Consider the following 20,396-nt stretch of genomic DNA (forward strand, 5'->3'; position numbering starts at 1 on the left):
CCGGCGCGGCCGGCCGGATGCGCCGCCGCCGCGCGGCGCGTCCCGTTCGGCGCACGCATCCCTTATGCTTGTCGCTGGTGCGGCGTCGTTTAAGAGCCTGTTCATGATCTCCCCGTACCCCGCGTTGTCATCGAGTGGCCGTCAGGTGGTCGGGCGTGGCGCCGGCCTGCCCGGCTGGCAAAGCCTGCCCCTGCGAAGGCAGGGGGCAAGCGCTGCCGCCTGGCGGCCACCCGGTGACAACCCTCCGGGCCGGGTCTGTTTGCCCGCAGGCCGGCGTCATCGCGCAGTCGTGGACGGACGTCCACTCCTTCGCTCTTCCTTGGCCTGCGCGCAAACAGCTCCCGGCGCGGGGCACGGGGAGATCATGAACAGGCTCTTCTAAGGACCGGGGACACGCGGTGATCCGCTTCGACCAAGTCAGCAAGCGCTACGAAGGCGGCCACGAGGCGCTCTCGCAGCTCTCCTTCGAGGTGGCGGACGGCGAGATGGCCTTCGTCACCGGCCACTCCGGCGCCGGCAAGAGCACCCTGCTCAAGCTGATCGCGCTGATCGAGCGGCCCTCGCACGGGCAGATCGTGCTGGACGGGCAGAGCCTGTCGAAGGTGCGCCGCGGCGGCATCCCCAGGCTGCGCCGCGGCATCGGCATGGTGTTCCAGGACCACCGCCTGCTGATGGACCGCACGGTGTTCGCCAACGTCGAGCTGCCGCTGGTGATCGGCGCGGTGGCGCCGGCCGAGCGCGCGCGCCGGGTGCGCGCGGCGCTGGAGAAGGTCGGCCTGCTCGACTACGAGCGCCAGCTGCCCGCCTCGCTCTCGGCCGGCGAGCAGCAGCGCGTGGGCATCGCCCGCGCGATCGTGGCGCGGCCGAAGCTGCTGATCGCCGACGAGCCCACCGGCAACCTCGACCCGCAGCTGGCGGTGGAGATCATGGGCCTGTTCGCCGAGTTCCAGCAGCTGGGCACCACCGTGCTGGTGGCCAGCCACGACCTGCCGCTGATCAAGCGCATGAAGAAGCGCGTGGTGGTGCTCGACCACGGCCGCCTGGTGGCCGACGTGGCCGCCTCGGAGGTGCAATGAGCGCCGCCGCCCCCGAGACCGCCGAGGCCCCGCGCAGCGGGCGCAGCCGCGCGCGCCGCGTGGCCGGCTGGCGCGAGCACCACGGCTGGAGCGCCGCGGCCAGCCTGCGCCGCCTGGCCGGCCGCCCGGTCGGCACCTTCCTCACCGTGGCGGTGATGGGCCTGGCGCTGGCGCTGCCGCTGGCCTTCTACCTGCTGCTGGCCAACGTGCAGTCGCTGGGCGACGGGCTGGGCCGCAACGCCGCGGTGAGCGTGTTCCTCAAGCCCGACCAGGCCGGCCCGCAGGCCGAGCTGCTGGCCAAGACGCTGCGCGAGCGCGCCGACGTCGCCGCGGTGGCGGTGAAGACGCCGCAGCAGGGCATGGACGAGCTGGCCACGATGCAGGGCTTCTCCGGCGCGCTGCACGCGCTGGACGAGCACAACCCGCTGCCCTACGTGCTGGAGGTGACGCCGCGGGCCGACCTCGACGCCGCCGCGTTCGAGCGCCTGTCCGCCGACCTGCGCGGCGAGCGCGCGGTGGACCTGGTGCAGGACAGCGGCCAGTGGCGCCAGCGCCTGGACGCGCTGCTGGCGCTGGGCCGGCGCATCGTCGAGGCGCTGGCCCTGCTGCTGGCGGTGGCCGCGCTGCTGGTGGTGGGCAACACGGTGCGCGTGGACATCGCCAGCCGCAGCGAGGAGATCGGCGTGCTGACGCTGATGGGCGCCAGCCACGCCTTCGTGCGCCGGCCCTACCTGTACGCGGGCATCTGGTACGGCCTGTTCGCCGGCGTGCTGGCCGTGCTGCTGGCGCTGGCGGTGGAATGGGCATTGGCCGGGCCGGTGGCGCAGCTCGGCCAGGTCTACGGCGGCCGCCTGCGCCTGGGCGGGCTGCCGCCGTGGCTGCTGCTGGCGACGCCGCTGGCCTCGGCGCTGCTCGGCTGGCTGGGCGCGCGGCTGGTCAGCGCCTGGCAGCTGCGCAAGGCGGCATGACCGGCGCGGCGGCGTTCGCGCCGTCGCGCGGCAGGGCCGGAGGGAACGATTCGCGGCCGCGCGGGGCGGCCGCAGGCGCCGGAGCGGCGCCGGGCTGGACGATGGGTGAGGCATGAATGCAAGCATCAGCCGCCGTGACCTCAGCACCGCACCGCGGGTGCTGGTGGTGGACGGCTCCAAGGTGGTCCGTCAGCTGATCGCGCGCGTGCTGCAGACCGAGCTGCCGCAGGCCGAGGTGGTCGGCTGCGGCACCGGCGCGGAGGCGCACCGGCTGCTCGACAGCGGCGTGTTCGATTTCATCACGGTGGCGCTGCGCCTGCCCGACATGGACGGGCTGGAGCTGGCGCGCTACGTGCGCGAATCGGCGCCGCAGGTGTACGTGCCGGTGGTGGTGGTCTCCGGCGACGTCGACGACCGCCTGCACCGCCGCGCGCTGGGCGAGCACGTCACCGACTACTTCGACAAGTCGCTGGGCTTCCAGGCGCTGGCCGAGTTCATCCGCGGCTACGTGCGGCCGGAGAGCGCCGCCGAGGGCACCGTGCTGTACGTGGAGGACAGCCGCGTGGTGGCGCTGGCCACCCGCCGCATGTTGGAGAAGATCGGCCTGACCGTGCGCCACGTGGTCAGCGTGGAGGACGCGCTGGCGCTGCTGGAGACCGAGCGCGCGCAGGGCCGGGTCGGCGCCGACGTGGTGCTCACCGACGTCAGCCTGAAGGGCGAGCTCACCGGCGGCGACCTGCTCGAGCGCATCCGCACCGACTTCGGCTACGGCAAGGGCCGGCTGCCGGTGCTGGTGATGACCGGCGACGAGAACCCGGCCAACCAGGCCGCGCTGCTCAGGGCCGGCGCCAACGACCTGGTGGAGAAGCCGGTGGAGGAGCGCCTGCTGGTGACCAAGCTGCTGTTCCAGCTGCGCGTGGCACGGCACCTGCGCGAACGGGAGCCCGCGGCGTGAGCGGGGGCGACCGCATCCGCCTGGAGCCCTCCTGGAAGGCGCGCGTCGGCGACTACCTGCTGCGCCCGGACATGCGCGCGCTGGCCGAGTTCCTGCGCGCGGAGCGGCGTGCCGGCAAGGTGATCTATCCGCCGGGGCCGGAGATCTTCGCCGCCTTCGACCACACGCCGTTCGACGCGGTGCGCGTGGTGATCCTGGGCCAGGACCCCTACCACGGCCCCGGCCAGGCGCACGGCCTGTGCTTTTCGGTGAGCCCCGGCGTGCCGCCGCCGCCCTCGCTGGTGAACATCTTCAGGGAGATCGAGCGCGACCTCGGCATCCCGCCGCCGGACCACGGCTGCCTGATCCCCTGGGCCGATCGCGGCGTACTGCTGCTCAACGCCGTGCTCACGGTCGAGCAGGGCCGGGCCGGCTCGCATCAGGGCAAGGGCTGGGAAGGCTTCACCGACGCGGCCATCGACGCCCTCAACCGCGAGCGTGAGGGGCTGGTGTTCATGCTGTGGGGCTCCTACGCCCAGCGCAAGGGCCAGCTGATCGACACCCGCCGCCACCTGGTGCTGAAGACGGTGCATCCCTCGCCGCTGTCGGCCCACCGCGGCTTCATCGGCTGCGGGCACTTCTCCAGGGCCAACCGCTACCTGGAAGGCCGCGGGCTGGCGCCGGTCGACTGGTCGCTGCCGCCGCGGGCCGAGCTGGAGGCCGGCCTGCGCGACCGCTAGGGACGCGATCCCCGCCGGGCGCTACACGTCGGCCCACATGCGCAGCAGGTTCGCATGCGAACGGCTCACCGCGTCGAAGGTCGCGCTCTTGCCCTCGCGGCCGAAGATCTGCCGCTTGGCGTTGTCCAGGTCCCACAGCAGCTCGCGCTTCTCCGCGTCGCGCACCTGGCTCTGGACCCAGATGACGGCGGCGTGGCGCACCCCACGGGTGACCGGCCGGACATGGTGCAGCGTATTGGCGGGATAGGCGATGGCGGCCCCTGCTTCCAGCTTGAACTCGCAGGCCATGCCATGGGTGTGCACCACCAGTTCGCCGCCGTCGTAGCTCCGGGGGTCGGCCAGGAACACCGTGATGGCCACGTCGCTGCGCACCTTCTCGCCGAACTCGCCCATCAGGGCGGCGTCCACGTGCGGACCGTATTCCATGCCGACCTCGTAGCGGTTGAACAGCGGCTGGGTCATCGCGGCGGGCAGGATCGCCGCCTGCAGCATGGCGTTGCGCAGGAAGGCGCTGCGGACGACCTGCGCCAGCCTGCCGTAGCCCTTGCTGTCGATGGGGATCTGCAGGTTGCGCTTGACCTCGCGGGCCGACCAGCCGGCCGTGGTGGCGCCATCGATGAAGGAGATGCCGGCCAGTTCGTTGCGGAGGGCGCCGAGTTCCTCGGCGGTCAACACATTGGGAGCGCAGATGATCAAGGGGACGGTTTCCAGGCGTTCGTGCGGCTGGCAGGCCCGGAAGGATAGCCGAGCCGGGACGGATCGTTCACGGCCGGTGAACCTGGTGCGTCGCAGCATGGTACTCACGGGTGCCGGGGGCTGGTGCTTCCCGGCATTTTTCTGTACTATAAGGTTTATTAAATCGCCGGCGGGTCGCGCAGAACTTCCGCGCGGATTAGCACTCTCAATGTGCGAGTGCTAAGCTCGCCAGCCCATTCGGGAGGTTCCAACATGTCTCAAGCTCTAGTGACCGCCAACCTGCCGGTGCCGAGCGTCGTCGGCAGCCTGGACGCGTACATCGCGGCGGTCCACCGGATTCCGGTGCTCAGCCAGGACGAGGAACAGGCGCTGTCGCGCCGCTACCGGGAGGAGAACGACCTGGCCTCGGCCAGGAAGCTGGTGATGTCGCACCTGCGCTTCGTGGTGCACGTGGCGCGCGGCTATTCGGGCTATGGCCTGCAGCTGGCCGACCTGATCCAGGAAGGCAACATCGGCCTGATGAAGGCGGTCAAGCGCTTCGACCCCGACCAGGGCGTGCGCCTGGTCAGCTTCGCGGTGCACTGGATCCGCGCCGAGATGCACGAGTTCATCCTGCGCAACTGGCGCATCGTCAAGGTGGCCACCACCAAGGCGCAGCGCAAGCTGTTCTTCAACTTGCGCAAGAGCAAGAAGCGCCTGGGCTGGATGAACGCCGAGGAAGTGCGCCTGGTGGCGCGGGACCTGGGTGTGCCGGAGGCCACCGTGCGCGAGATGGAGTCGCGCCTGTCCGGCCGCGACATCGGCTTCGAGGCCCCGGCCGACGCGGACGACGACGCCCGGCCCGCGCCGGAGGCGTTCCTGGTGGACGAGGGCGCCGACCCGTACCAGAACGTGGCCGACGCCGACCAGGCCGACAACCAGCTGGAGGCGCTCTCCGGCGCGCTGCAGACGCTGGACGAGCGCTCGCGCGACATCATCCAGCGCCGCTGGCTCAACGAGCAGAAGGCCACGCTGCAGGACCTGGCCGACGAGTACGGCGTGTCGGCCGAGCGCATCCGCCAGGTCGAGGCCAACGCGATGAAGAAGATGCGCGCGGCCATCGCGGCCTGAAGCGGGGCGCACCGGCAAGGCATCGACGGCCCCGCGAGGGGCCGTCGTCTTTGGCGGAGCGGGCGAGGCGGAGCGAAGGTCCATGCCGCGGATCCTGGTGATCGAGGACGACGAGGTGACGGCGCGCGAGATCGCCGCCGAGCTGGCCGTGCACGGCCTGGACGCCGACTGGGCGGCCGACGGCCGCGAGGGCCTGCGGCGCGCCTGCGCCCAGCGCTACGACCTGGTCACGCTGGACCGCATGCTGCCCGGCATGGACGGCATCGACGTGGTCGCCGCGTTGCGCGAGCGCGGGGTGGACACGCCGGTGCTGATGATCAGCGCGCTCAGCGACGTGGACGAGCGCGTGCGCGGCCTGCGCGCGGGCGGCGACGACTACCTCACCAAGCCGTTCGCGCCGGACGAGATGGCCGCGCGGGTGGAGGTGCTGCTGCGCCGCCGCCAGGGGCAGCCGGAGACGCGCCTGCGCGTGGCCGACCTGGAGCTGGACCTGGTGCGCCACGTCGCCCACCGCGCCGGCCAGCCGCTGGCGCTGCTGCCCACCGAGTTCCGCCTGCTGGAATACCTGATGCGCAACTCCGGCCAGGTGCTCACCCGCAGCATGATCTTCGAGGCGGTGTGGGGCTTCCACTTCGACCCCGGCACCAACGTGATCGACGTGCACATCGCGCGGTTGCGCCGCAAGCTCGATCCGCCGGGGATGCCGCCGCTGATCCGCACCGTGCGCGGCAGCGGCTACATGCTTGCGCCGGCCGGCTAGCCGTGCTGGCATAGCGCCACCGCCGCCGCGTCCGACGCGCGGCCGGCCCCGCCCCGAAGGGTTCCCGCCATGCCCACCGTCCCCATCGCCTGGCGTTCCGCCACCTCGCGCCTGATCCTGGTCTACGGCGCGCTGTTCGCCGCGTGGGCGCTGCTGCTGCTGGGCGTGATCCAGTGGGAGACCACGCGCTACCTCAACGGCGTGATCGACCAGATGCTGCTGCAGCGCATGCACTACCTGGCCACCACCGACGCGGCGCGGCTGCCGGCGACGGTGGACGCGGCCGGCGCGATCGATCCGCACGGCATCATGTCGGTGGGCCTGTTCGACCGCGCGGGCCGCCGTCTGGCCGGCAACATCGGCCGCCTGCCCGCGGAGCTGCCGCCCGACAGCGCGGTGCACCTGCTCGCCGCCGGCATGCCGCGGCCGGATCGCGCCGACGGGCGGGTGCGCGCCCGCGCGCTGGCGAGCGCGCTGCCGGACGGCCGCGTGCTGGTGATCGCCAAGGACACCAGCACCATCGACGGGCTCGGCGCGATCATCCGCCACGCGCTGCTGTGGGGCGTCACGCTCACCGTCATCCCGGGCCTGCTCGGCGGCCTGTGGCTGCGCCGCGGGCACGCGCGGCGCATCCGCGCGCTGGCGCAGGCCACCGAGCCGATCCGCCAGGGCGACCTGGCATGCCGGCTGCCGGTGAGCCGCCGCGGCGACGAGCTGGACCAGCTCGCCGGCATCGTCAACGCGATGCTCGACGAGATCGAGCGCCTGATGAACGAGGTGAAGGGCGTGTGCGACAACATCGCGCACGACCTGCGCACGCCGCTCACCCACCTGCGCGCGCGGCTGTACCGCGTGCAGCAGCAGCTGGCGGGCCAGCCGGAGGCGGCGCTGCTGGAGGCGTGCATGGGCGACATCGACGCCGTGCTGGCGCGCTTCCGCGCGCTGCTGCGCGTCTCCGAGCTGGAGGACCGCCAGCGCAGCGCCTGCTTCGGCGAGGTCGACCTCGCCCAGGTGCTGCGCCAGGTGCACGAGTTCTACGCGCCGCTGGCCGAGGACCGCGGCCAGTCCTTCGTGCTGGACGTGCAGCCGCTGGCGTCGGTGCACGGCGACGCCCACCTGCTGTTCGAGGCGCTGGCCAACCTGGTCGGCAACGCGATCAAGTTCTCCCCGTCCGGCGGCGAGGTGCGCCTGTGCGCGGCGATGGGCCGCCACGGCCCGCGCATCGACGTGTTCGACAGCGGCCCGGGCATCCCCGCCGACGAGCGCGAGGCGGTGACGCGGCGCTTCTACCGCGGCGACAACGGCCGCGCCGCGCCGGGCTCCGGCCTGGGGCTGAGCATCGTCAGCGCGATCGTGCGCCTGCACGGCTACGCGCTGGACATCGGCGACGGCGAGCGCGGCGCGCGCATCACGCTGTACTGCCACCCGGTGCGGCCGGGCGAGGTGCCGGGCACCTGCCTGGCGCGCGCCGTAAGTGCCTGAGCACGGGTTTCGTCCCCGCAGAACTTGCGCCCTCTCCCCGGAGGGGAGAGGAAGCAAGCCGCCGCACGGATCGCCCTTGGCATTCCTTCATCCTTCGCGGGTCGGCCCGGCGCGCCGCCGCCCCGGCGACGCCCAAGATGAAAATATCTTCATCGACGCCGGCGCGCCGGGCCGCGTGGCGCGTGGGAAAATTTGCGCGACGCATCATCGCGCTCGGAAACCCCACGCATGCTAGGCATCGTCCGGATCGCGCTCACGCGGCCGTATACCTTCGTCGTCCTCGCGCTGCTCATCCTCATCGTCGGCCCGCTGGCCGCGCTGCGCACGCCCACCGACATCTTCCCCGACATCAAGATCCCGGTGATCGCGGTGGTGTGGCAGTACACCGGCCTGTCGCCGGACCAGATGGCCGGCCGCATCACCTCGCCCTACGAGCGCGTGCTGACCACCACGGTCAACGACATCGAGCACATCGAGGCCAAGTCGATCCCCGGCTTCGGCATCGTCAAGATCTTCTTCCAGCCGACGGTGGACATCGCCACCGCCAACGCGCAGGTCACCGCGGTGTCGCAGACGCTGCTCAAGCAGCTGCCGGCGGGCATCACGCCGCCGCTGATCCTCAACTTCAACGCCTCGACCGTGCCGATCCTGCAGCTGGCGCTGTCGGGCAAGGGGCTGACCGAGCAGAACCTGGGCGACCTCGGCCTCAACATCCTGCGCCCGCAGCTGGTGACGGTGCCGGGCGCGGCGATCCCGTACCCCTACGGCGGCAAGACCCGCCAGGTGCAGATCGACATCGACCCGGCCAGGCTGCAGGCGCGCGGCCTGTCGGCGCAGGACGTGGCCAACGCGCTGGCGGCGCAGAACCTGATCACGCCGGTGGGCACGCAGAAGATCGGCGCGTTCGAGTACACCGTGCTGCTCAACAACTCGCCGGAGGCGCTCGCCGACCTCGGCGAGCTGCCGGTGAAGGCGGTCGACGGCACCACCGTGTACGTGCGCGACGTGGCGCAGGTGCGCGACGGCGCGCCGCCGCAGACCAACATCGTGCACGTGGACGGCGGCCGCTCGGTGCTGATGAGCGTGCTCAAGAACGGCTCGGCCTCGACGCTGGCGATCGTCGCCGGCATCCGCCAGCGCCTGGAGCAGGCGCGCGCCTCGCTGCCCGACGCGCTGAGCATCGCGCCGATCGGCGACCAGTCGCTGTTCGTGCGCGCGGCGATCAGCGGCGTGGCGAAGGAGGGCGTGATCGCGGCGGCGCTGACCAGCCTGATGATCCTGCTGTTCCTCGGCAGCTGGCGCTCGACGGTGATCATCGCGGTGTCGATCCCGCTGGCGATCCTGGGCTCGATCATCGCGCTGTCGGCGCTGGGCGAGACGCTCAACATCATGACGCTCGGCGGCCTGGCGCTGGCGGTGGGCATCCTGGTGGACGACGCCACGGTGACCATCGAGAACATCAACTGGCACCTGGAGCACGGCAAGGAGGTGGAGACCGCGATCATGGACGGCGCGCGGCAGATCGTGACGCCGGCCTTCGTCTCGCTGCTGTGCATCTGCATCGTGTTCGTGCCGATGTTCTTCCTGGAGGGCGTGGCGCGCTTCCTGTTCGTGCCGATGGCCGAGGCGGTGATGTTCGCGATGGTGTGCTCGTTCATCCTCTCGCGCACGCTGGTGCCGACGATGGCCAAGTACCTCCTGAAGCCGCACGCGCCGCACACCGACGAGCACGGCACCGACGCCGCGATGGGGCCCTCGCGCAACCCGCTGGTGCGCTTCCAGCGCCGCTTCGAGGCGCGCTTCGAGAAGGTGCGCGAGGGCTACCGCGAGCTGCTCGCCATGGCGATGGGCAACCGGCGCGGCTTCGCGCTCGGCTTCCTCGGCTTCGTGCTGCTGTCGTTCCTGCTGGCGCCGTTCCTCGGCCGCAACTTCTTCCCCGAGGTGGACGCGGGGCAGATCCTGATGCACGCGCGCGCGCCGGTGGGCACGCGGGTGGAGGAGACCGCGCGGCTGTTCGCCGCGATCGAGGAGCGCATCAAGCGGATCATCCCGCCCGCCGAGCTGGGCGCGCTGGTGGACAACATCGGCCTGTCCAACAGCGGCATCAACAACACCTACAACAACACCGGCACCATCGGCGAGCAGGACGGCGACATCCAGATCGCGCTCAACGAGGGCCACCGGCCCACCGCCGACTACGTGCGCCGGCTGCGCGAGGAGCTGCCGCGCGCCTTCCCCACCGTGGCGTTCTCCTTCCCGCCGGCGGACATCGTCAGCCAGATCCTCAACTTCGGCTCGCCGGCGCCGGTGGACCTGCAGATCCGCGGCAACGACCTGCCGGCCAACTTCGCCTACGCGCAGGCCCTGCTGCGCGAGATCCGCCGCGTGCCCGGCGTGGTCGACGCGCGCATCCAGCAGTCGCAGGCCAACCCGGTGTTCAAGGTGGACGTGGACCGCACGCGGGCGCAGCTGCTGGGCATCACCGAGCGCGACGTCACCAACTCGCTGGTGGTGAACCTGGCCGGCTCCAGCCAGGTGGCGCCGACCTACTGGCTGAACCCGCAGAACGGCATCTCCTACCCGATCGTGATGCAGACGCCGCAGTACCAGCTCGACAAGCTGTCCGACCTGGCCGCGCTGCCGGTCAGCGCCGGCGGCGGCTCGCGCGAGCTGCAGCTGCTGGGCGGCCTGGCCACCTTCCGGCGCGGCGCGTCCAACGCGGTGGTCAGCCAGTACAACATCCAGCCGATGGTGGAGATCTTCGCCGCCACGCAGGGGCGCGACCTCGGCGCGGTGGCGAAGGACATCCAGGCGATCCTCGCCCGCCACGCCAAGGAGCTGCCGCGCGGCAGCAGCACCGCCCTGCTCGGCCAGGTGCAGACCATGCAGAGCGCGTTCACCGGGCTCTCCTTCGGCCTGCTCGGCGCGGGCGTGCTGATCTACCTGCTGATCGTGGTGAACTTCCAGTCCTGGAGCGACCCGTTCGTGATCATCACCGCGCTGCCCGCCGCGCTGGCCGGCATCGTGTGGATGCTGTTCGCCACCCACACCACGCTGTCGGTGCCCGCGCTCACCGGCGCGATCATGTGCATGGGCGTGGCCACCGCCAACTCGATCCTGGTGGTGAGCTTCTGCCGCGAGCGCCTGGCCGAGCACGGCGACGCGGTGCTCGCCGCGGTCGAGGCCGGCTTCGTGCGCTTCCGCCCGGTGCTGATGACCGCGCTGGCGATGGTCATCGGCATGGCGCCGATGGCGCTGGGCCTGGGCGAGGGCGGCGAGCAGAACGCACCGCTCGGCCGCGCGGTGATCGGCGGCCTGGTCTTCGCCACCGTCGCCACGCTGTTCTTCGTGCCGGTGGTGTTCAGCCTGATCCACGGGCGCCGCGGCCATGCCGCCGCCCCGGCATCCCCTTCCGGAGAGCCTGTCCATGTCTGACGCCATTCCCACCCCGTCCCCGCAGACGCGCCGGCGCGCGCGGCTTGCCGGCATCGTCGCCGCCGTGGTCGCCGCGCTGGTGGTGGCGCTGGGCCTGATCGCCCGCGGCGTGGAGGCGCGCAAGCTGCGCCAGTGGACCGACGGGCAGGCGGTGCCCACGGTCAACGCCGTGACGCCGGAGCGGGGCCCCGCCGGCGACACGCTGACCCTGCCCGGCCGGCTCGAGGCCTACGCCCGCGCGCCGCTGTACGCGCGCGTGAGCGGCTACGTGAAGGCGTGGAAGGCCGACATCGGCACGCCGGTGAAGGCGGGCCAGCTGCTGGCCGAGCTGGAGACGCCCGACGTCGACCAGCAGCTCTTGCAGGCGCGCGCCGACCTCGCCAGCGCGCAGGCCAACGCCGCGCTGGCCAGGACCACCGCCGAGCGCTGGCAGGCCATGCTCGCCTCCGATTCGGTGTCGCGCCAGGAAGTGGACGAGAAGACCGGCGACTACGCCGCCAAGCAGGCGCTGGTGAACGCGGCCAAGGCCAACGTCGACCGCCTGGCGGCGACCAAGGACTTCGCCCGCATCGTGGCGCCGTTCGACGGCGTGGTCACCGCGCGCAACACCGACGTCGGCGCGCTGGTCAACGCCGGCGCCGGCGGCGGCCCGGAGCTGTTCGAGGTGTCCGATACCCGCAAGCTGCGCGTGTACGTGCAGGTGCCGCAGAGCTACGCGCCGTCGGTGCGGCCGGGTGCGGCGGCGAAGCTGGCGGTGCCGGAGCATCCCGGCCGCGATTTCCGCGCCCGGGTGGAGGCCGTCGCGCAGGCGGTGCAGGCCAGCTCCGGCAGCATGCTGGTGCAGCTCATCGTGGACAACGCCGCCGGCGAATTGCTGCCGGGCGGCTACGCCAACGTGAGCTTCACGCTGCCCGCCCCGGCGACCGCGCTGCGCATCCCGGCCAGCGCGCTGGTGTTCGACCAGCAGGGCCTGCGCGTGGCGACGCTGGACGGCGCCGGCAAGGTGAAGTTCAAGACCGTGAGCATCCTGCGCGACCTCGGCAAGTCGGTCGAGATCGGCAGCGGCCTCGACCCCTCCGACCGGGTGATCGACAGCCCGCCCGACGGCCTGGCCGACGGCGACGCGGTGCAGCTGGCGGGCAAGGACGCGGACGGCAAGCCGGCGGGCAAGACCCATGCGGACGCCTGAGCGCGCGCTGTTCGCGGGCCTGCTCGCCGCCGCGCTGGGCGGCTGCGCGCTGGCGCCGCGCTACCAGCCGCCGGCGGTGCCGGTGGCCGAGGCCTACCAGGCGCACGGGCCGTGGCAGCCGGCGCGGCCGGCCGACCGGCTGCCGCGCGACGGCTGGTGGAAGCTCTACGGCGAGGCCGAGCTGGACCGCCTGGAGGACGCGCTCGGGCGCCGCAACGCCGACCTCGCCGCCGCGCTGGCGCACTACCGGCAGGCGCAGGCGTACAGCGCGCAGGCGCGCGCCGGGCTGTTCCCGCAGGTCGGGCTGGGCGCCGACGCGCAACGCAATCGCCAGTCCGACACCAAGCCGCTGCGCGGCGCCACCTCGCCGAGCTACTACGACGCCTACACGGTGGACGCGACGATCGACTACGAGGTCGACCTGTGGGGCCGCGTGCGCGCCGAGGTGGAGGCCGGCCGCGACGAGGCGCTGGCCGTCGCCGCCGACCTCGCCTCCGTGCGGCTCAGCCTGCAGGCGCAGCTGGCGGACGACTACCTGCAGCTGCGCGGGCTCGACCGGCAGGCGCAGCTGCTGCAGCAGAGCATCGACGCCTACGCCAGGGCGCTGCAGTTGACGCAGAACCGCCACCAGGGCGGCATCGCCTCCGGGCTGGACGTGGCGCGCGCGCAGACGCAGCTGTCGAACGCGCGCTCGCAGCTGGCGCAGACGCAGGCGCAGCGCGAGCTGCTCGAACACGCGGTCGCGGTGCTCGCGGGCGAGTCGCCGTCCGGCTTCCATCTGGCCGCGGCGACGCGGCCGGTGGCGCTGCCGGCGGTGCCGGCCGGCGTGCCGTCGGAGCTGCTGCAGCGGCGGCCGGACATCGCCGCGGCGGAGCGCCGCGTGGCCGAGGCCAACGCGCGCATCGGCATCGCCCGCGCCGCCTATTTCCCCTCGCTCACGCTGGCCGCCGTCGGCGGCTGGCAGAGCGACCGCTGGGGCGGGCTCGCCGCCGCGCCCAACCGCTTCTGGGCGGTCGGCCCCGGCCTGCTGCTCGACCTGTTCGACGGCGGCCGCCGCAAGGCCGGCGTGGAGGCCGCCAAGGCCGCCACCGACGAGGCCGGCGCGCGCTACCGCGGCGTGGTGCTGGCCGCGTTCCAGCAGGTGGAGGACCAGCTGAGCGTGCTCGACCGGCTGGGCGCGGCGGGCGCGGACCAGAAGGAGGCCGCCGACGCCGCGCAGCATTCGCTGGACCTGGCGATGGGCCGCTACCGCGCCGGCGCGGTCGACTACCTGGACGTGGTGCAGGCGCAGACCGCCGCGCTCGACGCGCAGCGCAGCCTGCTCGACCTCGACACGCGGCGGCTGCGCGCCAGCGTGCAGCTGGTACGCGCGCTGGGCGGCGGCTGGGAGGCCGGGCCGGGCTACGGCGTGGCGGACGCGAAGCGGGACGAACAGGCGCGCTGACGCCGCCTTGCTCCCTCTCCCCGGAGGGGAGAGGAGGCGCAGTTGCCGCGCGCTTTCGCAAGCACCGCCTTGCGTCCTCTCCCCTGCGGGGAGAGGACGCACGATTGCCGTGGGCTTTCGCAAGATTGCCTTTCACCGGTTCCCATGTGCTCCACAAGAAAAGGGAAGCGGTGACTCGCAGCCCCCGCCGCGCCTACAGCTTCTCCATCAGCAGCGCCTCCAGCTTGCGCTGGTCGGCGGCGAACTTGCGGATGCCCTCGGCCAGCTTGTCGGTGGCCATCGCGTCCTCGTTGTGCTCCCAGTGGAAGGTCGGCTCGGCAAGCGGCGCGGGCGGCTCCTGGCGGTGGCCGTCGTCGGCCAGCACGCGCGGCAGCTCGCCGTGCGCGGCGTCGAGCTGTTCCAGCAGCTCGGGGCTGATGGTGAGGCGGTCGCAGCCGGCCAGCGCCTGGATCTGGCCGATGTTGCGGAAGCTCGCGCCCATCACCACGGTGGGATAGCCGTGGCGCTTGTAGTAGGCGTAGATGCGCCGCACCGACCGCACGCCGGGGTCTTCCTCCGGCGCGTACTGCTTCACGCCGGAGTTGGCCACGTACCAGTCGAGGATGCGCCCCACGAACGGCGAGATCAGGAACACGCCGGCCTCGGCGCAGGCGCGCGCCTGCGCGAAGGAGAACAGCAGGGTGAGGTTGCAGTCGATGCCGCGCCGCTGCAGCGTCTCGGCGGCGCGGATGCCGGCCCAGGTGGAGGCGATCTTGATCAGGATGCGCTCGCGCGCGATGCCGGCCTGCTCGTACAGGCCGGCCAGGTGCTCGGCCTTGGCGACGGTGGCGTCGGTGTCGAAGGACAGCCGCGCGTCCACCTCGGTGGAGATGCGGCCGGGGATCAGCTCCAGGATCCTGCGGCCCACCGCCACCGCCAGGTGGTCGCCGGCGTCGGCGACCTGCCGCTCGCGCGGGCCGCCGCGCCGCCGCGCCCAGTCCAGCGATTCCTCCAGCAGCGGCGCGTAGGCCGGCAGCGAGGCGGCCTTGAGCAGCAGCGAGGGGTTGGTGGTGGCGTCCACCGGGCGGTAGCGGGCGATCGCGTCGATGTCGCCGGTGTCGGCGACCACGGTGGTGTACTGGCGCAGCTGTTCGAGTTGGGTGGGCACGGGGCGGGTTCCGGTCGGTCGCGTGGGGGAAACGCCTATTCTGCGGGCGCCGCGCCGCCAGTCAAAGCCGGCGGGCCTTCCGCGACGACGCGCGCGTGGCGCTGGTAGGTCCAGTACGACCACGCCCAGTCCAGCAGCACCACCAGCCGGTTGCGGAAGCCGATCAGGAAGTAGGCGTGGGCCAGCAGCCACACCCACCAGGCGGGCAGGCCCGACAGTTTCACCCGCCCGAACTGCGCCACCGCCGCCATGCGGCCGATGGTGGCCAGCGTGCCCTGGTCGCGGTAGCGGAACGGCTGCGCGGCGGCCTCGCCGCGCAGCCGCGCGCGGATCCGCGCGGCGACGTAGCGGCCCATCTGCTTGGCGGCGGGCGCCACGCCGGGCACCGGGCGGCCGTCGGGCCGCGCCACGCTGGCGAGGTCGCCGATCACGAACACCTCCGGGTGGCCGGGCAGCGACAGGTCGGGCATCACCTGCACGCGCCCGGCGCGGTCGCAGGGCGCGCCCAGCATGCGGCCCACCGGCGAGGCGGCCACGCCCGCGGCCCACAGCACGGTGCGCGCCTCGACGCGCTCGCCGCCCAGCGTCACGCCGCGCGCGTCGACGGCAGTGACCGCCGCGCCGGTGCGCACGCGCACGCCCAGCGCCTCCAGCTGCCGCCGCGCCTTCTCCGACAGCGCGGGATCGAACGCGGGCAGCAGGCGCGGTCCGGCCTCGACCAGCAGCACCTCGGCGCGGCGCGGGTCGGCGCGGCGGAACTCGCGCGGCAGCGTGTGGCGGGCGATCTCGGCCAGCGTGCCGGCCAGCTCCACGCCGGTGGCGCCGCCGCCGACCACCACGAAGTCGAGCCAGGGCTGGCGCCGCGCCGGGTCGTCCTCGCGCTCGGCCTGCTCGAAGGCGAGCAGCACGCGGCGGCGGATCTCGAAGGCGTCGTCCAGCGTCTTCAGGCCCGGCGCGTGCGGCGCCCAGTCGTCGTGGCCGAAGTAGGCGTGCGTGGCGCCGGTGGCGACGACCAGGTAGTCGTAGTCGAGCGGCCCCTGCGCCAGTCGCACGCGCCTCCTGTCCGGCTCGACGCCGACCACCTCGTCCAGCAGCACGGTGGCGTTGGCCTGCCGGCGCAGGATGTGCCGCAGCGGCGCGGCGATCGACGGCGCGGAGAGGCCCGCGGTGGCGACCTGGTAGAGCAGCGGCTGGAACAGGTGGTGGTTGCGCCGGTCCACCAGGGTGACGCGCACCGGCGCGCCGGCCAGCGCGCGGGCGGCGGCCAGGCCGCCGAAGCCGCCGCCCAGGATCACCACGTGCGCTTGCGTGTCGGGAGCCATGCCGTTCTTCCGGAAGCGGGGATCGATGCGGAGATGGCGTCGCCCGCGCCGCCGCGCAAGCGCCGGTCTTCGGTCAGTACAGGTCGACCGGATCGACGTCCAGCGACCAGCGTACCCGGCGCGCGGCGGGCAGCGTGCCCAGCGCGGCGGCCCACGGGCGCAGCGCGGCGTGCAGCCCGCCGCGGCGGTCGGCCTCCAGCAGCAGCTGGCCGCGCGCGCGGCCGGCGCGCAGCGGCATCGGCGCGGGCATCGGGCCCAGCACGCGCAGGTCGCCGCCGGCGGGCAGCGCGGCGGCGGCCGCGGCGAGGAAGTCGTCCACCGCCGCGCGCTGGTGCGCCTCGGCGCGCAGCAGCGCCTGGTGGGCGTAGGGCGGCAGCGCGGCGAGCCGGCGCTCGGTCAGCAGCTCGCGCGCCGCCGCGGCGTAGCCCTGCGCCAGCAGGCTGCGCAGCAGCGGGTGGTCGGGGTGGTGGGTCTGCAGCAGCACGCGGCCGGGCTTGGCGGCGCGGCCGGCGCGGCCGGCCACCTGCACCACCAGCTGCGCCAGCCGCTCGCCGGCGCGGAAGTCCACGCTGTGCAGGCCCTCGTCCACGCCGACGATGGCGACCAGGGTGAGGTTGGGCAGGTCGTGGCCCTTGGCCAGCATCTGCGTGCCGACCAGGATCGCGGGCTGGTCCTCGCGCAGCCCGTCCAGCAGCCGCTCGAAGGCGTCGCGCCGGCGCGTGGTCTCGCGGTCGATGCGCAGCACCGGCGTCTGCGGGAAACAGGCGGCCAGCGCCTGCTCCAGCCGCTCGGTGCCCTGGCCCTGCGGCTTCAGCTCGGCGGCGCCGCAGGCGGGGCAGGTCGCGGGCAGATGCGCGCGGTGGCCGCAGTGGTGGCACAGCAGCTCGCGCCGCGCCGCGTGCAGGGTCAGCGGGCGCTCGCAGCGCGGGCACTGCGCGTGCCAGCCGCAGGCGTGGCACAGCAGCACCGGCGCGTAGCCGCGGCGGTTCCTGAACACCAGCGCCTGCTCGCCGCGCGCCACGGCCTCGCCCACCGCGGCGAGCAGCGCGGGCGAGAGGCCGTGCTCCAGACGCTGCGCGCGCATGTCCACGATCTGCACCTGCGGCGGCCGCGCCGCGCGCGGGCGGGCGCGCAGGTGCAGCGCGCGGTAGCGGCCGGCCTCCACGTTGGCCAGCGTCTCCAGCGAGGGCGTGGCCGAGCCCAGCAGCGCCGGCACGCCCAGCGCGCGCGCGCGCACCAGCGCGAGGTCGCGCGCGTGGTAGCGGAAGCCCTCCTGCTGCTTGTAGGCGCCGTCGTGCTCCTCGTCCACGATGACCAGCCCGGCCTGCGGCAGCGGGGTGAACACCGCCGAGCGGGTGCCCAGGATCACCCGCGCCTCGCCGCTCCTCGCGCGCAGCCAGGCGCGGGCGCGCTCGCCCTCGGCCAGGTTGGAGTGCAGCACCTCCACCGGCACGCCCAGGCGCTCGCGCAGGCGGCGCACGGTCTGCGGCGCCAGGCCGATCTCCGGCACCAGCAGCAGGCTTTGCTTCCCCTGCGCCAGCGCCTGCGCGATCAGCGCCAGGTACACCTCGGTCTTGCCGCTGCCGGTGACGCCATCGAGCAGGAACGGCTGGAAGCGGCCGAAGCTGGCCGCCACCGCGTCCACCGCGGCCCGCTGCTCGGGGCCGAGCGGCGGCGCGGGCGTGGCCGGCGCCGCCGGCGCGGGCGGCGGCGCGGCGCGGGCGATCAGCCCGGCGGCCGCCAGCCGGCGGGCGGCCGCGCGCCAGCCGGGCAGGGCGGCGTCCAGGGTGCCGGCGGCGGCGGCGCCATCCGCGCCGGCGAGGAAGCGCAGCAGGTCGCGGCTGCCGCCGCGCCGGCTGCCGGCGTCGAGCGCGCTGCGGCCGGCGGTGGTCAGGGTCCAGGCTTCCTCGTGCAGCTCGGGCAGCGGGCGCGGCTCGCGCAGCGCCAGCGGCAGCGCGTTGGCGTAGGCCTCGCCGGGCGCGCCCAGCCAGTAGTCGGCGGCCCAGGCCACGCTGGCGAGCAGTTCGGCGTCCAGCAGCGGCGTCCCGTCCAGCACGCGCAGCAGCGGCTTGAGCCGGGCGGGCTCGACCTCGGCATGGTCGCGCACGTCCGCCACCACCCCGACCAGGCGGCGGCGCCCGAACGGCACCAGCACCCGGCTGCCCGGCGCCGGCGGCACCGGGCCGGGCAGGTAGTCGAACAGGCTGGGCACGGGCACCGGCAGGGCGACGCGGACGACGGCAGGCATGGACACCTCGCGGCGGGCCAGTGTAGCAACCGGCGGCGGCGCCCCCGCGCCGCTGCGCGATTGGCCCGGGACATTCGCGGTCGCGGCGGCCCTGGGCGGGCCATTGCTGCCGGCCGGCTCAGCATCTTCCATTAAGTCCCTCTGCATCGGGGAAATTTTCGTTTATCCACAGATGCTGTGGATAAGTCTGTGGATCGGCCGGGGGCAGGCGGGTGTCAGGCCCGTGATGACGGCCTTCGGCACATACTGGTCAAAATTTAGCCAACCAAAAACTTCATTTCAATTCAACAAGTTGCGTTGACTCGTTGGCGAGGGGTCATGGATTTGCCACCAAGTCCCCGCCCGCCTTGACAGCTCCGTGATGCTGTGCAAAACCCTCGGCGCCGGCGCTCCGCGGGGGCGCGAAGCTGAACGGCCGCGGCGGCTTTTTTTGTGGATAATTGCTAATGAATCTGGATCAAAAGTGGGTGGAGTTCGGAAGTTGGCGTCACCCGCAAGGGCTGGAGGTGTTATCACGAAGCGGTAGCAAACTTCGCCCAGATAAAAGGATGGAAGTGTTTGTGCCGGGCGATGGGCATGGCCTTGACTTGGCCGTTGCGCTTGATGATCCCGGACACCCTCATCTTGCAAGCGGCACCCATCCCCGCCTGCTGTGGCGGGCCCGCCAAACGTGGTTTCGTCACATTCCAGCGCTCCGGTATACGGCTCACGCCAGTGCTCGGCATAGGCGCAACAAGCGCAACGGACGGTAGAACTTCTCGACCGTGGCAGCACTGCACACCGGCTGGAAGCGTTGACGATAGACCGGCACGCCCAGCATGAGGCACTCGATTAAGCGACGCTTCTGGGCCGTGCTCAGTCGCACGACATTCCAGGTGCGCATTCCCGTCAGACTGAACATTGATTCCGGCGAGCACTGAGCAACCTACCGGCGCTAATCGGGTCCTCGCGGACTGGCCGATGGCATATTCCCTAGCCGTAGCGCTGCGGGTCGCTTGCCAAGAATTCGACCTCGCCTCCACGCTTCCCGCATCACGTGCCGAGGGAAGTGGGTACATGCAAGAGTGGAGGCGCTTTGAAGTGCTAGCAGCCATAGCTTTACTGGCCGGTTGCGCTACGTCTTCCCACATGACTCCGGAGCAGCGGGCCGCGGCCATCCGACAGCGAGCCGCCAACCATGACCAGGCCATGGCTCAGTGGACCGGCCGCGACGTCAGCGATCTCATCGTGAGTAAGGGTCAACCACTCAAGGTCGAAGCCCTTCCTAACGGCAAGCAGGTGTACACGTGGGGCGGTGGTATACATGCCTGAGACCCCCGCAATGGTCAGGACATAGGCTATACGTGTCTTGAGCGGTATATCGTGGACCCGACGACTCACATCATCCAGAGCCACGCTACGCCAGGTTGCTAGCCCAGCTTGTTCAATAACAGCGGTGAGCCTCACAACGGCATACTGTTCAGGCCGCACCGTTACGGTGTTCAGCCTTCACCGGAATCCGCACCCAGGCTCGCGCTGCAGGCCGGAAACAGTGCCCGCAGACGCGGCACCTGAGCCAACCATCGGTTAGTGGCCAGAACCTTGCATGATCATGGACAGGACACTCCAGATCCATGGAGTATTACCTAGGGCCTGTCATCAATTGACTGAATAGGCGGAATTGGGTTTTTCTTGCAAGCGCTGCCGTTCAATGACCCGCGGATTCAACTCTGAAGTGCACCACCCGATCGCGTGGAGAGGCCCAGGCGCGCTAGGGCGTGTCATCAATTGAGCAGGATGACGGCGGCAGCGCCGTAGATAGCACCGAGGAAATTACGAGCCGTTTTGTCGTATCGAGTGGCGATG

At 72.4% G+C, this 20,396-nt stretch carries 15 protein-coding genes and 1 pseudogene; 11 read left to right on the forward strand and 5 right to left on the reverse strand.

Translation table 11 applies throughout. From position 1 onward, the window contains the following. The first annotated feature begins 398 nt into the window (after positions 1-398). The 4 genes from ftsE (at position 399) to ung (ending at position 3,718) form a co-directional block, all read left to right on the forward strand. Complete coding sequence (gene ftsE / locus C7456_RS14085) at positions 399-1,076, forward strand: cell division ATP-binding protein FtsE (protein WP_109724460.1); 678 nt, start codon at positions 399-401, stop codon at positions 1,074-1,076. Beyond that, positions 1,073-2,044, forward strand: a complete 972-nt coding sequence (ftsX, locus tag C7456_RS14090) for a permease-like cell division protein FtsX (RefSeq protein ID WP_109724461.1) — start codon at positions 1,073-1,075, stop codon at positions 2,042-2,044. Before ftsE ends, ftsX begins: the two co-directional genes overlap by 4 nt. A 112-nt stretch (positions 2,045-2,156) precedes the next feature. Then, positions 2,157-2,999, forward strand: coding sequence for a response regulator (locus C7456_RS14095; RefSeq protein ID WP_109724462.1), 843 nt, complete (start codon positions 2,157-2,159; stop codon positions 2,997-2,999). Continuing rightward, positions 2,996-3,718, forward strand: coding sequence for a uracil-DNA glycosylase (ung, locus tag C7456_RS14100; RefSeq protein ID WP_109724463.1), 723 nt, complete (start codon positions 2,996-2,998; stop codon positions 3,716-3,718). The genes C7456_RS14095 and ung overlap by 4 nt, the downstream gene beginning before the upstream one ends. 21 nt (positions 3,719-3,739) lie before the next feature. Here ung and C7456_RS14105 read toward each other — a convergent pair whose 3' ends face one another. Next, entirely contained in the window at positions 3,740-4,414 is a 675-nt protein-coding gene (locus C7456_RS14105; RefSeq protein WP_109724464.1) for a Fe2+-dependent dioxygenase, read from the reverse strand. 252 nt (positions 4,415-4,666) lie between these two features. On the opposite strand from C7456_RS14105, the gene rpoH reads away from it, so the two are divergent. From rpoH to C7456_RS14135, 6 genes are all read left to right on the forward strand, one after another. After that, positions 4,667-5,524 carry an RNA polymerase sigma factor RpoH gene (gene rpoH / locus C7456_RS14110; protein WP_109724465.1) on the forward strand — a complete coding sequence of 286 codons (858 nt, stop codon included), beginning with the start codon at positions 4,667-4,669 and terminating at the stop codon, positions 5,522-5,524. Positions 5,525-5,606: 82 nt separating this feature from the next. Further along, a complete protein-coding gene (locus C7456_RS14115; RefSeq protein ID WP_109724466.1) occupies positions 5,607-6,284 on the forward strand; it encodes a response regulator transcription factor in 678 nt (225 codons plus the stop codon). A gap of 69 nt (positions 6,285-6,353) precedes the next feature. Beyond that, the gene (locus C7456_RS14120) at positions 6,354-7,766 is read left to right on the forward strand and encodes a sensor histidine kinase (protein WP_109724467.1); all 1,413 of its coding nucleotides are present in this window, start codon (positions 6,354-6,356) and stop codon (positions 7,764-7,766) included. A 228-nt stretch (positions 7,767-7,994) separates the two neighbouring features. Beyond that, positions 7,995-11,201, forward strand: coding sequence for an efflux RND transporter permease subunit (locus C7456_RS14125; protein ID WP_109724468.1), 3,207 nt, complete (start codon positions 7,995-7,997; stop codon positions 11,199-11,201). Beyond that, on the forward strand, positions 11,194-12,390 hold the full coding sequence (locus C7456_RS14130; RefSeq protein WP_109724469.1) for an efflux RND transporter periplasmic adaptor subunit: 1,197 nt from the start codon (positions 11,194-11,196) through the stop codon (positions 12,388-12,390). Before C7456_RS14125 ends, C7456_RS14130 begins: the two co-directional genes overlap by 8 nt. After that, positions 12,377-13,834, forward strand: a complete 1,458-nt coding sequence (locus C7456_RS14135) for an efflux transporter outer membrane subunit (RefSeq protein WP_109724470.1) — start codon at positions 12,377-12,379, stop codon at positions 13,832-13,834. Before C7456_RS14130 ends, C7456_RS14135 begins: the two co-directional genes overlap by 14 nt. A 193-nt stretch (positions 13,835-14,027) precedes the next feature. On the opposite strand, the gene tal is transcribed toward C7456_RS14135, so the two are convergent. The 3 genes from tal to C7456_RS14150 form a co-directional block, all read right to left on the reverse strand. Then, a complete protein-coding gene (gene tal, locus C7456_RS14140) occupies positions 14,028-14,981 on the reverse strand; it encodes a transaldolase (RefSeq protein WP_109724471.1) in 954 nt (317 codons plus the stop codon). A gap of 35 nt (positions 14,982-15,016) precedes the next feature. Next, positions 15,017-16,303 (reverse strand): NAD(P)/FAD-dependent oxidoreductase, encoded by a 1,287-nt coding sequence (locus C7456_RS14145; RefSeq protein WP_109724472.1) that lies wholly within the window; start codon positions 16,301-16,303, stop codon positions 15,017-15,019. Between the two features lie 73 nt (positions 16,304-16,376). Then, entirely contained in the window at positions 16,377-18,551 is a 2,175-nt protein-coding gene (locus C7456_RS14150) for a primosomal protein N' (protein WP_109724473.1), read from the reverse strand. Here C7456_RS14150 and C7456_RS16955 point away from each other — a divergent pair. Continuing rightward, complete coding sequence (locus tag C7456_RS16955) at positions 18,550-18,852, forward strand: hypothetical protein (RefSeq protein ID WP_139943013.1); 303 nt, start codon at positions 18,550-18,552, stop codon at positions 18,850-18,852. The genes C7456_RS14150 and C7456_RS16955 overlap by 2 nt on opposite strands. Before the next feature lie 1,462 nt (positions 18,853-20,314). On the opposite strand, the pseudogene C7456_RS17365 reads toward C7456_RS16955, so the two are convergent. Continuing rightward, positions 20,315-20,396, reverse strand: a pseudogene (locus C7456_RS17365) (IS5/IS1182 family transposase); the annotation flags it as partial.

The sequence above is a fragment of the Fulvimonas soli genome (assembly GCF_003148905.1).
GTDB lineage: Bacteria > Pseudomonadota > Gammaproteobacteria > Xanthomonadales > Rhodanobacteraceae > Fulvimonas > Fulvimonas soli.

What these genes read in the sequence shown, in the direction of transcription:
- ftsX (WP_109724461.1), top strand. Translation starts at nt 1,073, where the DNA reads ATGAGCGCCGCCGCCCCCGAGACCGCCGAGGCCCCGCGCAGCGGGCGC.
- C7456_RS14095 (WP_109724462.1), top strand. Translation starts at nt 2,157, where the DNA reads ATGAATGCAAGCATCAGCCGCCGTGACCTCAGCACCGCACCGCGGGTG.
- rpoH (WP_109724465.1), top strand. Translation starts at nt 4,667, where the DNA reads ATGTCTCAAGCTCTAGTGACCGCCAACCTGCCGGTGCCGAGCGTCGTC.
- C7456_RS14115 (WP_109724466.1), top strand. Translation starts at nt 5,607, where the DNA reads ATGCCGCGGATCCTGGTGATCGAGGACGACGAGGTGACGGCGCGCGAG.
- C7456_RS14120 (WP_109724467.1), top strand. Translation starts at nt 6,354, where the DNA reads ATGCCCACCGTCCCCATCGCCTGGCGTTCCGCCACCTCGCGCCTGATC.
- C7456_RS14125 (WP_109724468.1), top strand. Translation starts at nt 7,995, where the DNA reads ATGCTAGGCATCGTCCGGATCGCGCTCACGCGGCCGTATACCTTCGTC.
- C7456_RS14130 (WP_109724469.1), top strand. Translation starts at nt 11,194, where the DNA reads ATGTCTGACGCCATTCCCACCCCGTCCCCGCAGACGCGCCGGCGCGCG.
- C7456_RS14135 (WP_109724470.1), top strand. Translation starts at nt 12,377, where the DNA reads ATGCGGACGCCTGAGCGCGCGCTGTTCGCGGGCCTGCTCGCCGCCGCG.
- C7456_RS14145 (WP_109724472.1), bottom strand. Translation starts at nt 16,303, where the DNA reads ATGGCTCCCGACACGCAAGCGCACGTGGTGATCCTGGGCGGCGGCTTC.
- C7456_RS16955 (WP_139943013.1), top strand. Translation starts at nt 18,550, where the DNA reads ATGGACACCTCGCGGCGGGCCAGTGTAGCAACCGGCGGCGGCGCCCCC.
- C7456_RS14150 (WP_109724473.1), bottom strand. Translation starts at nt 18,551, where the DNA reads ATGCCTGCCGTCGTCCGCGTCGCCCTGCCGGTGCCCGTGCCCAGCCTG.